The sequence below is a fragment of the Arthrobacter sp. C2 genome, assembly GCA_024207135.1.
Taxonomy (GTDB): domain Bacteria; phylum Actinomycetota; class Actinomycetes; order Actinomycetales; family Micrococcaceae; genus Paeniglutamicibacter.
Window position 1 is genome coordinate 1,766,807 of record CP042428.1, and the last position, 13,291, is coordinate 1,780,097.

Annotated in this window: 13 protein-coding genes and 1 pseudogene; 7 read left to right on the forward strand and 7 right to left on the reverse strand. The window is 67.2% G+C overall.

The features are described from left to right. Positions 1 to 183 precede the first annotated feature (183 nt). The gene (locus FPY90_RS08310; protein WP_083410918.1) at positions 184 to 855 is read left to right on the forward strand and encodes a DUF4386 family protein; all 672 of its coding nucleotides are present in this window, start codon (positions 184 to 186) and stop codon (positions 853 to 855) included. Positions 856 to 947: 92 nt separating this feature from the next. On the opposite strand, the gene FPY90_RS08315 is transcribed toward FPY90_RS08310, so the two are convergent. Further along, positions 948 to 1,376, reverse strand: a complete 429-nt coding sequence (locus FPY90_RS08315; RefSeq protein ID WP_071212829.1) for a DoxX family protein — start codon at positions 1,374 to 1,376, stop codon at positions 948 to 950. 411 nt (positions 1,377 to 1,787) lie between these two features. Between FPY90_RS08315 and FPY90_RS08320 the strand changes: the two genes are divergently transcribed. Next, the gene (locus FPY90_RS08320; protein WP_286135226.1) at positions 1,788 to 2,423 is read left to right on the forward strand and encodes a polysaccharide deacetylase family protein; all 636 of its coding nucleotides are present in this window, start codon (positions 1,788 to 1,790) and stop codon (positions 2,421 to 2,423) included. A 114-nt stretch (positions 2,424 to 2,537) separates the two neighbouring features. Here FPY90_RS08320 and FPY90_RS08325 read toward each other — a convergent pair whose 3' ends face one another. From FPY90_RS08325 to FPY90_RS08335, 3 genes are all read right to left on the reverse strand, one after another. Continuing rightward, positions 2,538 to 3,296 carry an amino acid ABC transporter ATP-binding protein gene (locus FPY90_RS08325; RefSeq protein WP_071212827.1) on the reverse strand — a complete coding sequence of 253 codons (759 nt, stop codon included), beginning with the start codon at positions 3,294 to 3,296 and terminating at the stop codon, positions 2,538 to 2,540. Next, the gene (locus FPY90_RS08330) at positions 3,293 to 4,699 is read right to left on the reverse strand and encodes an amino acid ABC transporter substrate-binding protein/permease (RefSeq protein WP_071213226.1); all 1,407 of its coding nucleotides are present in this window, start codon (positions 4,697 to 4,699) and stop codon (positions 3,293 to 3,295) included. Before FPY90_RS08330 ends, FPY90_RS08325 begins: the two co-directional genes overlap by 4 nt. Before the next feature lie 113 nt (positions 4,700 to 4,812). Beyond that, positions 4,813 to 5,121 carry a hypothetical protein gene (locus FPY90_RS08335; protein WP_498684958.1) on the reverse strand — a complete coding sequence of 103 codons (309 nt, stop codon included), beginning with the start codon at positions 5,119 to 5,121 and terminating at the stop codon, positions 4,813 to 4,815. 139 nt (positions 5,122 to 5,260) lie between these two features. On the opposite strand from FPY90_RS08335, the gene FPY90_RS08340 reads away from it, so the two are divergent. The 3 genes from FPY90_RS08340 to FPY90_RS08350 all read left to right on the forward strand — a co-directional run bounded on the left by FPY90_RS08340 (position 5,261) and on the right by FPY90_RS08350 (position 10,242). Further along, positions 5,261 to 6,889: an alkaline phosphatase D family protein gene (locus tag FPY90_RS08340; RefSeq protein WP_498684961.1), complete on the forward strand. Its 1,629-nt coding sequence runs from the start codon at positions 5,261 to 5,263 to the stop codon at positions 6,887 to 6,889. Positions 6,890 to 7,036: 147 nt separating this feature from the next. After that, on the forward strand, positions 7,037 to 9,199 hold the full coding sequence (locus FPY90_RS08345; RefSeq protein WP_498684963.1) for a S9 family peptidase: 2,163 nt from the start codon (positions 7,037 to 7,039) through the stop codon (positions 9,197 to 9,199). Beyond that, a complete protein-coding gene (locus FPY90_RS08350) occupies positions 9,196 to 10,242 on the forward strand; it encodes a GNAT family N-acetyltransferase (RefSeq protein ID WP_498684964.1) in 1,047 nt (348 codons plus the stop codon). The genes FPY90_RS08345 and FPY90_RS08350 overlap by 4 nt, the downstream gene beginning before the upstream one ends. 117 nt (positions 10,243 to 10,359) lie before the next feature. Here FPY90_RS08350 and FPY90_RS08355 read toward each other — a convergent pair whose 3' ends face one another. Beyond that, on the reverse strand, positions 10,360 to 10,590 hold the full coding sequence (locus FPY90_RS08355; protein ID WP_286135225.1) for a hypothetical protein: 231 nt from the start codon (positions 10,588 to 10,590) through the stop codon (positions 10,360 to 10,362). Between the two features lie 84 nt (positions 10,591 to 10,674). Further along, positions 10,675 to 10,764 (reverse strand): annotated as a pseudogene (locus tag FPY90_RS08360) (hypothetical protein); the annotation flags it as partial. Between the two features lie 111 nt (positions 10,765 to 10,875). On the opposite strand from FPY90_RS08360, the gene FPY90_RS08365 reads away from it, so the two are divergent. After that, the gene (locus FPY90_RS08365; protein ID WP_498684967.1) at positions 10,876 to 12,147 is read left to right on the forward strand and encodes an MFS transporter; all 1,272 of its coding nucleotides are present in this window, start codon (positions 10,876 to 10,878) and stop codon (positions 12,145 to 12,147) included. Positions 12,148 to 12,208: 61 nt separating this feature from the next. Here the strand turns inward: FPY90_RS08365 and FPY90_RS08370 are convergent, their stop codons facing one another. After that, on the reverse strand, positions 12,209 to 12,568 hold the full coding sequence (locus tag FPY90_RS08370; protein ID WP_071212821.1) for an SPW repeat domain-containing protein: 360 nt from the start codon (positions 12,566 to 12,568) through the stop codon (positions 12,209 to 12,211). Positions 12,569 to 12,826: 258 nt separating this feature from the next. Between FPY90_RS08370 and paaI the strand changes: the two genes are divergently transcribed. Then, on the forward strand, positions 12,827 to 13,267 hold the full coding sequence (gene paaI, locus FPY90_RS08375) for a hydroxyphenylacetyl-CoA thioesterase PaaI (protein WP_071212820.1): 441 nt from the start codon (positions 12,827 to 12,829) through the stop codon (positions 13,265 to 13,267). Positions 13,268 to 13,291 lie beyond the last annotated feature (24 nt).

The window sequence follows — 13,291 nt, forward strand, 5'->3', positions numbered from 1 at the left end:
GCTTGCCGATTCGACGGTGCCGAACCGCGCAGCATTCACCGGCAAGGTCGCCAGGCCCGCTTTCCGGCACAAGCCCTGGCCCTCCCGGTGCCGGTCGGAGCCACACAGCGATCGGACGCACCGGCCAGGGCCTGCCGATTCCGCCCCGCGCCCCCGGTCCGCGGGCGGGAATAGCATGGAGCTATGGGCGTTCAAGGCATGAGCGGGACCGAGCGGTTGCTGCGGATACCCGTGGTCGTGGCGATCGTTGGCGGGCCGCTGGGTTATCTGCTCGGAGGCCTTCTGGCGCCGGCCATCCACGACTCGGGACCTGCCACCATAGCTGCGAATGCAGCGGCGAATCCGGCGGGCAACGCGATGCACCTGGCGGCATTCGTGCTGGCCTCGTTCCTCCTGCCGGTCGGCGCTGCGGGCCTGGGCTACTTGGGGTACCGGCGCAACCCGCGGCTCGCCCTCGGCGCCGGGCTGCTGGGGGTGCTGGGATGGCTGCCGTTCTCGGCGCTCACGGCCCTGGACGACCTGGCCCGGGCCATGACGCGGCATCCGGGCGCCAGGGAAAACGGCGCGTTGCTCGATACATTCACCAATGATGCGGTCATGTCCACCTACCTGGTCGTCTACGTCGCCTTCCACCTGGTCGCGTACGTGATGCTTGGCGTCATCCTGGGCCGGGGCCGGATCATTCCGCGGTGGGCGGCCTGGATGATGGCTGCCAGCAGTCCTCTGACCATTGCCGCCTTCGCTTTCCATTCAAGCGCCAGGACGGCCGTGGGCGTCGCTGCCCTGGCGCTGTTGCTCGCCGGGTCCGTGCCCGCAGCCCGGGCCATGGCCGCGCCGGCACGGGCCCGGACCTAGCGCTGGCATACCTTGGCAGCACGCAGGAACGCCCCGGAGCACCGGGGAATTCCGGTGCCCCGGGGCGTCCCGGGTGGATTGGCGAATGCCTGTTAGGCGGCAATGCGGGACGGGATGAACCTGTCCACGGAAAGGCGTCCCGGGCCCACCAGAGCGATGGCTGCTGCGCCCGCGGCCAGGGCGAGCACGAGCTCGAAGCCGCCGGCCTCGACGAACACGCCTGCCGGGGCGTGCACCAGGAACAGTGCGCCGAGCATGTTCACGGTCAACAGCGCGGCAAAGATGCGGGTGAGCACACCGAGGACCAGGGCGATGCCGCCCACGATTTCAAGGGTTGCCACCACGGGTGCCACCACGCCGGCCGCGGGAACGCCCATCTGGCCGAACGCCGCGGTGGTCCCATCCAGGGTGAACTGGAAGTACTTCTGCCAGCCGTGCGCCGCGAAGAGGAAGCCGATGACGACGCGAAGCATCGTCCGTGCGGCGATGGCCAAGGCGGGGTTCTTTGCTGCAGTATCCATGAAAATCCTTCTGTCGTTTCGTAGCAAACCAGACATCGTCGTGGATGTCGGTCGCGTCGGACCGGTTCATCCGGTCCGCAAGCTCAAATCCACCATGACACATCTTTACTTGAATCTTCAAGTGATGTGAGATGCGCCTCGCGTCACAAAAGGAAACACCCAACCGTGCCATTCGCTCGTCCCCCGGGAAGCCGCGGCGCGGCGGCCCGCAGCAGGGGCCCTTTGCGCATTCTCGCAGGTTGGTTTGAGAGGATGGCCAGCATGATTTCTCGCTCCACGGCTTTACGTTTCATCCTTGCTCCGGCACTCGCCCTCACCTTGGCCGGTTGCGGCGCCCCGCTCAGTGCGCACTGGCAGGGGCTTCCGGGGAAAGCGCCGTCGGAACAGGGTGCAGCCACGGAATCCCCAGAGGTGACCGGCACCCCGGAGGGGCCGGACTGCGCCGAGGTCAAGTGCGTGGCCCTGACTTTCGACGATGGGCCCGGTCCCTACACCGAGTCGCTGCTCGATGTCATGGAGAAGCACAACGCCAAGGCATCGTTCTTCCTCATCGGCAAGGACGTCGCCAAATATCCCGAAGTCGTGCGGGAGGAATTGGCCAACGGCCATGAAATCGGAAACCACACCTGGTCGCACCAGGACCTCGCCAAGCTGTCCCCGGCCGCCGCCCAACGCGAACTCAGAAAGGCGGACGAGGCCATCAAGCAAGCGACAGGGGCCGCCCCGACGCTGATGCGGCCCCCCTACGGCACGATTACCGAAAGCCTGAAGAAGGCCCAGCCAGTACCCGTGGTGCTGTGGAGCGACGACACCCTGGACTGGAAGACCCGCAATACCAAGAAGACCGTCAAGGCTGCCGAGGACATCAAGCCCGGCTCCATTGTCTTGATGCACGACATCCACAAGTCCACGGTCGATGCCGTACCGAAGATCCTCGAGGACCTGGGGGCCCAGGGCTACCATTTCGTCACCGTCAGCCAGCTGATCGGCCAACCCAAACCCGGGGTCGGATACGAGACCGGCCAGAAACCAGGGACGAAGAAGTGACCCATCCGGCCAACCGCCGGTGAAAACACGAAAGCCCGCGTTGCCGCGCAGGATCCCGGAAAGGGAACCGCAGGGGCAGCGCGGGCTTTCGTCCTTATGCGTGAAGGACTCCGCCTAAAGGACCTTGGAGAGGAACTCCTTGGTGCGGTCCTGCTGCGGGTTGCCGAACAGTTCGGCCGGCGGGCCCGATTCGCAGACCACGCCATCGGCCATGAAGACCACCCGGTCCCCGATTTCCTTGGCGAAGCCCATCTCGTGGGTCACCAGGACCATGGTCATGCCCTCGGCGGCCAGGTCGCGGATGACCTGGAGCACCTCGCCGACCATTTCCGGGTCCAGTGCGCTGGTGGCCTCGTCAAAGAGCATGATGCCGGGGTTCATGGCCAGCGCGCGGGCGATGGCCACACGCTGCTTCTGGCCGCCGGAGAGCGATGCCGGGCGGGCGTCCGCCTTCTCCTTCAGGCCCACGCGCTCAAGCAGCTTCATGGCCTGGGCCCTGGCCTCGACCCTGGTGGCCTTCTTCAGTTCCACCGGGGCGAGCATGATGTTCTCCGCCACCGACATGTGCGGGAAGAGGTTGAAGTGCTGGAAGACCATGCCCACGTGGCGGCGGACCTCGTTGATGTCGACCTTCGGGTCGGTGACATCGAATCCGTCGACGATGACATGGCCGGCGGAGATCTCCTCCAGCTTGTTCAGGCAGCGCAGCAGCGTGGACTTGCCCGAGCCCGAGGGACCGATCACGCACACCACCTCGCCCTCGGCGATTTCCACGTCGATGCCCTTGAGCACCTCGTTGGCGCCGAAGGACTTGCGCAGTCCCTTGACGGTGATCTTGGCTGGCTTTTGTGTTTCAACCGGTGATGCACTCACTTGTTGAACCTCCGATCGGCGTAGTTTGCCAGTTTGGTCAGGGCCATGACGGCCACGAAGTAGATGACGCCCACGATCAGCAGGGTCTCGGTGACGCGGAAGTTCGCCGCGTAGATCTGCTGGCCCTGGTACAGGAGCTCGGCAAAGCCGATGGCCAACAGCAGCGAGGAATCCTTGAGCATGATGATCAGCTGGTTGATCAGCGACGGGGTCATCATCTTGAACGCCTGCGGGACCACGACCTTCTGCATGGACTTGCCGTAGCCCAGGCCCAGCGAACGCGAGGCCTCAAGCTGCCCGGGGTCCACGGACTGGATGCCGCCGCGCACGATCTCCGCTACATAGGCGCCGGAGTTCAGCGACAGCGTCAGCACGCCGGCAACCCAGATGTTGATCGGCTGCCCGGTCAGCTGCGGGAGGCCGAAGTAGAACATGAAGGCCCACAGCAGCAGCGGGGTGCCGCGGAAGATGTTGACGAAGGTCGTGGCGATGCCGCGCAGCACGATGTTGTGGGAGATCTTCATGAATCCGGCCAACAGGCCGATCGCCATGGCCACGGCGAAGGAAATGATCGTCACCACCAGTGTGTTCTTCAGGCCGCTCATCAGGGCAGGGAAGGACTTGCCCAGCAGGTCCAGGAAGGTGGTGGGTTGCGCGGCGGTCGGATTGGCCAGGTACTTGTCCAGGATCTTCTGGTAGTCGCCGTCGGCCTTCAGCTTGGCCAGCCCGTCGTTGAAGGCGGCCAGCAGTGCGGTGTTCTTGCCCTTGTTCACGGCGAACCCGTAGGAGCCGCCGGGGACCTTGTCGGTGACGGTCTTCAGCCCGTTGTTCTGGGCCACGCCGTAGGCGAGCACCGGGTAGTCGTCGAAGACGGCCACGGCGGAACCGGACTTGACGGACTCGTACATGGTTGCCGACTGGTCCAGGGACTTGACGGTGAAACCGTACTGCCCGGCAATCGACTTGGCGTAGGCCTCGCCCTCGGACCCGGTCTTGGCGACCACGGTCTTGCCCTTGAGGTCCTCATAGCCCTTGATGGTGTCGTCGTTCTTGGCGACCGCCATCTGGATGCCGGACTCGAAGTAGGGTTCCGAGAAGTCGTAGACCTGCTTGCGTTCGTCGGTGATCGACATGCCGGCGATCACACCGTCGACCTGGTTGGAGGTCAGTGCCTGCAATGCCGCGTTGAATCCCAGGGAACGGATCTCGACCTTGAAGCCTTCCGCCTCGGCAATGGCGCGGACCAGGTCCATGTCGATTCCGGTCAGTTCCCCGTTCTCGCGGAACTCGAAGGGGGCGAAGGTGGTGTCTGTGCCGATGACAAAGGTCTTGCCTTCGACACCGTTGTCGGCAGGGGCCGCCATGGCGGCGCCGGCACCGCCGAACACCAGGAACATGCCCATGATGGCGGCAATCACCGCCCTGGGCCAGGTCCTTGGACCTCGAGTCGTTCTGGACGTCTTCAAGAGTCGTTCATCTCCTTGATTGCAGGTTCCGCCGCCGTGGTGCGAGGGCGCTAACACGGGTCATAGCCTAGATGCTGATGGCCGCGCGCGGCACCATCCACGCGGAAGGAACGCCGGATTGCTCCGGCATTGTTGCCCGACCGTGACACCGCGCCGGGCTCCATGTCCGAGGCGGTGGAGTAGAAGCCCATGGCGGCTCCCGGCAACCGGGCGTGGACGTATTCGATCCGGGTGCGCCCCGCCAGGGCACCGTGTTCTCCGGCGAGCGCGAGCGTGCCGTACCCGGAGGCCAGCTCCCCCGCACGTTCGTCGAGGCCCTTGGTGGCTTGCTGCCCGCCGGTCCCGTGCGCTGTGCTCATGGAGCCGTCCTGCCACCGGGCGGCAGGTGGCCGACGTATTGGCTCCGCATGGCACGGCGGCGGGCCGTTCCGGCAAGGTTGGGCGGTCGTTAACCGCGGAGCAAGGTTCCGGTTTCCGGGGTGCTGTTGGCTGGAACCCATGGATACCTCCCCGCTCCCGGATCGCCGCTCGCTGCTCAAGGGCGCCGCGGCGCTCTCCGCCCTCGCCGCATCCTCGTTCGTTGCCCCTTCCGCCCTGGCCTCCCCGCGGCCCTCCGCCGTGCCGCTGGCGGCCCGCCGCCTGAGTCTGCCCTCGGGCATCTCCACCGGGGATGTCTCGACGAATTCCGCCGTCCTGTGGTCCCGTGCCTCCGGACCGGGGCGCCTGCACGCCACCCTGCGCGCCGCCGACGAGCAGGGCGATCGGCTCAAGGGGCGCTTCGCCCGCACGGTGACGCTTTCCGGATCGCAGGCGCACGCCGGTACCGACTTCACGGCCAAGATCAATGCGCGCGGGCTGCCCGCGGGCACGCGATTCAACATGGAGCTGTACTTCGAGGACGAGTCCGGCCGGCGCAGCGAAACCGGGACCGGGACCTTCAGCACCGCCCCGGCCCCCGGCAAGGGGCGCAACCGCGAGTCGGCGGCGCAGAGCTTCGTCTGGACCGCAGACACCGCCGGGCAGGGCTACGGGATCAACGAGGAGATCGGCGGGATGCGCGGCTACGCGGCCATGGCCGCGACCAAGCCGGACTTCTTCCTGCACTCGGGCGACTCCATCTACGCGGACGGGCCGATGTCCGCCGAGATGACGGAGCCGGACGGGAACATTTGGCGCAACGTCATCACCGAGGAGGTCTCCAAGGTCGCCGAGACCCTCAACGAGTACCGCGGCCGCCACCGCTACAACATGATGGATGCCAACCTGCGGGCCATGTATGCCCAGGTCCCGGTGATCGCCCAATGGGACGACCACGAGACGGTGAACAACTGGTATCCCGGCGAGATCATCGACGACCCGCGCTACACCGTGCGCGAGGTGGACACCCTCGCTGCCCGCGGACGCCGGGCGTGGCAGGAATACATGCCGATCGCCGACAAGCGCGCGCTGCGCCCGGGCACCGGGTTCGAGGCTGCCCGCATCTACCGGCAGGTCCGCCGCGGGCCGCACCTGGACGTGTTCGCCCTGGACATGCGCTCGCACAAGGGCCCCAACACCGCTGGCCTGGAGACGCAGGAAACCGCCCTGCTGGGCGAGGAACAGCTGCAGTGGCTGATCCGCTCGCTGCGCGACTCGGACGCAACGTGGAAGGTCATCGGCAACGACCTGCCGCTGGGGCTCATCGTCCCCGACGGGAAGGCGCAGGAGTCGATCTCCAACGCCGAGCACGGCAAGCCGCTGGGCCGCGAGTTGGAACTGGCGCGCCTGCTGTCGGAGATCAAGAAACACGACATCAAGAACGTGGTGTTCCTGACCGGAGACGTGCACTATTGCGCGGCCCACCACTACTCCCCCGAGCGCGCCGCCTTCAAGGACTTCAACGGGTTCTGGGAATTCGTGGCCGGGCCCATCAACGCCGGCTCCTTTGGACCCAACGCGCTGGATGGAACCTTCGGCCCGCGGGTCGACTTCCAGCAGGCGGGGCCCACCATGGCTTCCCCGCGCTCGGGCGAGCACCAGTACTTCGGCCACGTGGAGATTCCCGGCGACGGCTCCGCCTTCACGGTGAAGCTGATCAACGCCAACGGGAAGGTGCAGTACACCAAGACGCTGACCCGGCAACGCTGATCCATGGCCGTCGCACGAGCCAGGGGTCCAGGGGCCTCACGGGCCCAGGGACCGCTGGCTCGTGCCGTTGCCTCCCTCCGGTGTGGTTTTGTCCGCGTTGGGCGAAGCCATGGGCCCAATGGGCGGCAAGTCGGATTGAATGGAAGCATGAGCCACGCCGAGCACGCACCCGTCCCCCCGCAGACCCCCAAGGTCCCCACCGTTCGCACCCACCACGGGGATGCCTTCACTGACGACTACGAATGGTTGCGGGACAAGGACAGCCCCGCGGTCCGGGCCCACCTTCAGGACGAGAACGCCTACGCCGAGGCGGTCACCGCCAACCAGGCGCCGCTGCGCGAGGCGATCTTCAACGAGATCAAGGCCCGCACCGTGGAAACCGATCTCTCGGTCCCCGCCCGCAAGCGCGGATGGTGGTACTTCACCCGCACCGCCGAAGGCTCCCAGTACACCATCCACTGCCGCGTGGCTGCCACCGACACCGGGGACCTGGCCGCGGACTGGACGCCGCCGGCCATCGAGCCGGGCGTGGCCATCGCCGGCGAACAGGTGCTGCTGGACGGCAACCGGGAGGCCGAGGGCAAGCCCTTCTTCTCCCTGGGCGGGATGGCCGTCAGCGAGGACGGGAACCTGCTGGCCTACGCCCAGGACAACGCCGGGGACGAACGCTTCACCCTGCGCCTCAAGGACCTGTCCACCGGGCAGCTGCTCCCGGACACCATCGAAAACGTGTTCTACGGTCTGGTGTTCTCCCCCGACGGAACCCGGGTCTTCTACACCGTGGTCGACGATTCCTGGCGCCCCCACCAGATCAAGGTCCACACCCTGGGCACCGACCCCGCCGACGATACCGTGGTCTTCCAGGAAGACGACCCGGGCATGTGGCTGGGCTTCGACCTCTCCGCGGACCGCACCGAGCTGCTGATCTCCATCGGCAACTCCGAATACTCCGAGACCCGCACCCTGGACCTGCTCGACGAGCAGGCGGTCCCGGCCATGCTGGTCTCCCGCGAGCACCGCATCCTGCACACCGCGGACCCCGTCACCCTGGACGGGCAGCGCGCCTACGTCATCACGCACGACCGCCAGGCCCTGAACAACATGGTCTCGCTGCTGCGCGCCGACCAGCTTGCCCTGCCCTACGCGCAGCAGCGCTGGGACACGGTGATCGAGCACCGCGACACCGTCAAGGTCGAAGGCACCGCCGCCACGGCCACCCACCTGGTCATCTCCGTGCGCCAGGACACCACCGAACGCATCCAGGTGCTCCCGCTGGCGGGCCTGGGCACCGCAACCCAGCTCCCGGCCGTGGAACCGGCGTTCGACGAGGAGCTCTACACCTGCTCGCTGGCCAACGCGGAGCTCGAGGCGCCGATGATCCGGCTTTCCTACACCTCGGACTTCACCCCCGCCCGCGTCTACGACTACACGCTCGCCGACGGCACCCTGACCCTGCGCAAGCAGACCCAGGTCAACAACTACGACCCGGCCAACTACCGCGCCACCCGCGAGTGGGCCACCGCGGCCGACGGCACCAGGATCCCGCTGACCATCCTGCGCCGCGCGGAGATCACCAACGAATCGCCCAACCCGGTGCTCGTCTACGGCTACGGCAGCTACGAGATGTCCATGGACCCGGGCTTCGGCATCCCGCGGCTCTCGCTGCTGGACCGCGGCGTCGTGTTCGTCATCGCCCACGTGCGCGGCGGCGGAGAACTGGGAAGGCAGTGGTACCTGGACGGGAAGAAGCTGGCCAAGAAGAACACCTTCACCGACTTCGTGGACGCCACCAAGTACCTGCTGGAATCCGGATGGGCAGACCCGAAGCGCATCGTCGCCCTGGGCGGTTCGGCCGGCGGGCTGCTCATGGGCGCGGTCGCCAACCTGGCCCCGCAGCTCTACGCCGGCATCATCGCCCAGGTCCCCTTCGTCGACGCACTGACCTCCATCCTGGACCCGGACCTGCCGCTCTCGGCCCTGGAATGGGAGGAATGGGGCAACCCCATCGAGGAGAAGGAGGTGTACGACTACATGAAGTCCTACACCCCCTACGAGAACGTCGCGGCCCTGCCCTACCCGCGGATCGCCGCCGTCACCTCGCTAAACGACACGCGCGTGCTGTACGTGGAGCCGGCCAAGTGGGTGGCGAAGCTGCGCGAGGAGACCACCGGCACCGCACCCATCGTGATGAAGATCGAGATGGACGGCGGGCACGGCGGCGCCTCGGGCCGCTACGAGGGCTGGAAGACCCGCGCCTGGGACTACGCCTTCGCCCTGGACACCCTGGGCCTGAACCCCGAAGGCGCATGAGCACACCGGAAATAACCAGCACGTCCGGCGCGGGGTTCGCCACGAACCCCGCGTTCCGGGCGCTGCTCACCGCGGCTTCCGGCGCCACCGGCGCCGACCTCGACGCCGTGGTTGAGGAAATCAAGGACCTGGAGCTGCTCGTTGCGCCCGATGCGGGCAGGGAACCTGCGGCGCTGGCCGCCTACCGGCGCATCGACGGTTTCGCGGTCGAGATCGAATACCTCGCCGTGGCCCCGGCACTGCAAAACCAGGGGCTTGCCACCGCGCTGGTGCACCGGATCCAGGGCGACGAGGCCGCCATGGTTGTAGCCCGCACCGATGACGACGCCATCGGCTTCTACCGGGCCGCAGGGTTCCACGCCGGCGATTCACCGCCCGATTCCCGCTGGCCCGGTCGCCGCCGCTACCTCTGCGTGCTGCACCACCTGCCGTTGCTGCGCAGCCCGCAGTCCGATGACGGTGGCGTCGAGTGGATCCATGGGGAACCGTCCCCTGCCCCCGTGCATGTGGTGCCCGCCTCGCCGCACTGGGCCGGCGACTTCGACGCGCTCGCCGGGCGCCTGCGCGACGCGCTGGGTTCCCGGGCCCTGGCCCTCGAGCACCTGGGTTCCACCTCGGTGCCGGGGCTTTGGGCCAAGCCGGTCATTGACGTGGTGTTGACGGTCGAGGACCCGGACCTTGAGGACCACTACGTGCCCCTGCTCGAGGCGGCGGGATTCGTCTTCCGCCTCCGCGAGCGCGGCTGGTATGGCCACCGGCTGCTGGTTTCCGGCCCGGGCTCCGGGCTGCCGGCAGCCAACATCCATGTCTTTGCGCCGGGCTGCCCCGAGACCGCACGCATGCTCGCGTTCCGCCAATGGCTGCGCACCCATCCGGCGGACCTCGATGCCTATGCGCGCATCAAGCGGGCGTCCGCCGAACGGATCAACGAACGCGGCGGCGGTGCCGGGCTGGTGATGGACTACAACCGGGCCAAGGAACCGTTCATCCGCGACCTCTACGCACGGATCCTGCAAGGCCATCCGGGGCCGGAGGAACGCTAACCGTCGTCCGGCTCCCGGCGGCACCGACGGCGAACACACGATGGCCAACTACCGGTAGCCTGCCGGGCCTTGTGGCCTGGCGATCCCGGAACATGCGGCCCTGCGGCCCCGGGTCGCTCAGCCTTGCTCTCGGGGCCTTGACGGTTTGCCCCCTGCGGCCCGATTGCTGCCGGGCTGCTTGAACCTTTCCCAGGCCGATTGCCTGGTCATGGCCAGGGCCTCGCCCACGCGTGCCCAGCTGGCACCCTTGCCCCGGGCGACGCCCACCCACGCGGCCAGGCGTTGCTCGACCTGTGCGGCCACCGCGGAAATCCGCGGCAGCAGTTCCAGCACCTGCTCTTGGGTCATGTCAAGCCACGGTTCGGAGGCGACCCCGCCGGCATGCAGGGAAGCGCAGTTTTCCGTGCAGTCCGAGCAAATGGCGACGCCCGGCCCGTAGGCAAGCTTGCCGCAGGCCTCCCGGTCACGCCCGCAAAAACTGCACTGGCCGGTATCCGCCATCCGGTCGGACGGACTCATCATTGCCCCTGGTTCGCTCACAACCCAACACTACGTGATCAACGGGGTTGCGCTGTCAGGATTAACCTGACAATCTGTCAGGAATCACCTGACACGATCGAGAGGTCCCCCACCGTGAACCCCGCACCAACACTGACAACGGCGAAGCGACAGGGAAATCCGGCGGCCTTCCGACGGCTCCTGGCATCCAACGCCTTTGAAGCCGTCGCCGACAACGCCACCCGGACCCTGCTGCCGGTGATCGCCGTGGCAAGCCTCGGCGCAGGAACGGTGGAGGTCGGCCTGCTCAACGCCCTGGGGCTCGGGGCGTTCCTGGTCCTCGGACTGCCCATAGGCGCCCTGGTCGACCGGCTCCCCAAGCTTCCGGCCATGCGCGCGGCAGACCTGGCCCGGGCCGCACTCATCCTGGCGATCCCATTGCTCTTTCTCCTTGGTTCATTGGACATGTGGCACTTGCTGGTGGCCGCCGCACTGCTGGGCATCGCCGACGTCTTCTTCACTTCGGCCAGCGGGGCACTGGTCCCGTCCCTTGTGGGATCCAACGAACTCGGTGGCGCCTACGCCAGGCTCCAGCGAGCCTCCAGCCTGGCCTCGATCGGCACCCCCGCGGTGGCAACCGCGGGGCTGAAGGTCCTCGCCGCGCCGCTGGCTTTGGTCCTGGGCGGCTTCGGCTACCTGTGCTCCGCGCTCCTGCTGCCCCGAGCCTCCGGCCATGCCACGCCCCCGGCGGCCGGGCCAAGGCCGCGGTTTTGGCGCTCGATCGCCCAGGGGTTGTCGATGGCCGTTGGCCATCGCACAATGCGCGCGCTGCTGCTGTCGAACCTGTTGCTCAATGCCGCGGCAATACTGGGCAACTCGGTCCTCGCCGTCTTCGTGATCTCATCGCTGGGGTTTTCCGCGGCAACCTTCGCCCTGGTCGGGACCGTCTCGGCAAGCGGCAGCCTGGTTGCCTCGCTGATCGCCCCGCGGCTGCTCGGGCGCTTGGGCATCGGAAGGCTGAAGATCGCCGCATTGCTGGGCTGCGTGCCGGCCGTTGCTGCGCTGGCCCTGGCCGAAATCCTGCCGGGCCCCGCCCTGGCCTGGGTGGCCGCACAGTCGTTTTTGTGGGCATTCATGCTGGTGCTGGCGACCGTGGCCGGCGCCGGGGTCATCCCGCAACTGTGCGAGGAATCGCGGCTTGGCACCGTCATGGCCGGCAACCGCTTCTTCACACTGGGGATCATGCCGGTGGCCAGCATCGCCGGGGGCATTGCGGCTTCCGCCTTCGGGATCCAACCGGTGCTGTGGGCGTGGGCGCTGCTGGCAGGGCTATCCGCGGTGCCCATTCTTTTCTCCCCGCTGCGCAGCTGGCACCTGGGCCCCGAACCGCGCGGAACCAATGCCTAGGACGCAGGCTTCCGCCGGCACACGGTTGTGCCGGCGGATGCACAGGCGGCCGAGGCCGCGCCTACCCCTCTTGGTGGTGCAGTTTTTCCGAGACGTCGATGCTGGGCTTCATGGCCAGGAAGGTTGCCAGCAGGGCCAATCCCCCACCGATCCATGCGGTGAGCGCCGGGACATTTGTCCCGTTGAAGTGGCCCAGCCATGGCAGGATGATGGCCAGGATGGATGCCAGGACCTGCCCGACCTCGATCCCGTACAGGTTCGGCCCGGCCAGGTTGACCAGCCCGACGGCCAGCAACAGCACCCCGGAGATGATCAGCATCGACACCGAGTTGCCTGTGCCTTCCGACCAGATGGGAGTCAGCGCCATCACGAGCCCGACGACCACGACGACCCAATCTTCCCAACGCCTGAATCTACGCATTGGACTTCAACTCCTTTGCTGTCACGCACTTGATCCTGCCTTCAGTCTGGGCCGGGTGCGCCGTGGCGGGTAGGGGCTTTCGTCCCACCGCCGCCTCGGGACCCGACCCGGCGGGCACCTTGGGCAACCGGCCCGGTTGGGACCTTGATGACGAATGGATGTCGCCCGAAAACCCGGGCTTCGGCTCCTCCCGTCTTGACTTATCTCACATTTCAGGATTACCTAATGATCGTTCGGTAAATAACTGAGAGGCTCCCTATGAGCGACACTGGCGTCGATGCACCGCTGATGCATCCCATCCTGGAAAACGACTATGCGGCCAAGTGGTTGGGCATCGAGGTGCTGAAGGTGGCAGACGGGCACGCAACCATTTCCATGGAGCTGCGCCGGGAAATGCTCAACGGCTTCGGCATCGCCCACGGCGGGATGGTTTTCGCCCTCGCCGACACCGCGTTCGCCATGTCCTGCAACCCGCACACCGGCTCGGCCGACACCATCACGGTGGCCTCCGGCGTCGACATCAACTTCCTCAAGCCCGGCATCCCCGGCCGGACCCTCACCGCCGTGGCCAACCGCCGCCAGCAAACCGGGCGCAGCGGGATCTACGACATCCAGGTCCTGCAGAGCGTCCCGGGCGCCGAGGACGAGGTGCTGGCCGAGTTCCGCGGCCGTTCCCGCACCATCCCGAAGCGTCCCTGACGCCCCCCCTCCCCCACCTCCCGC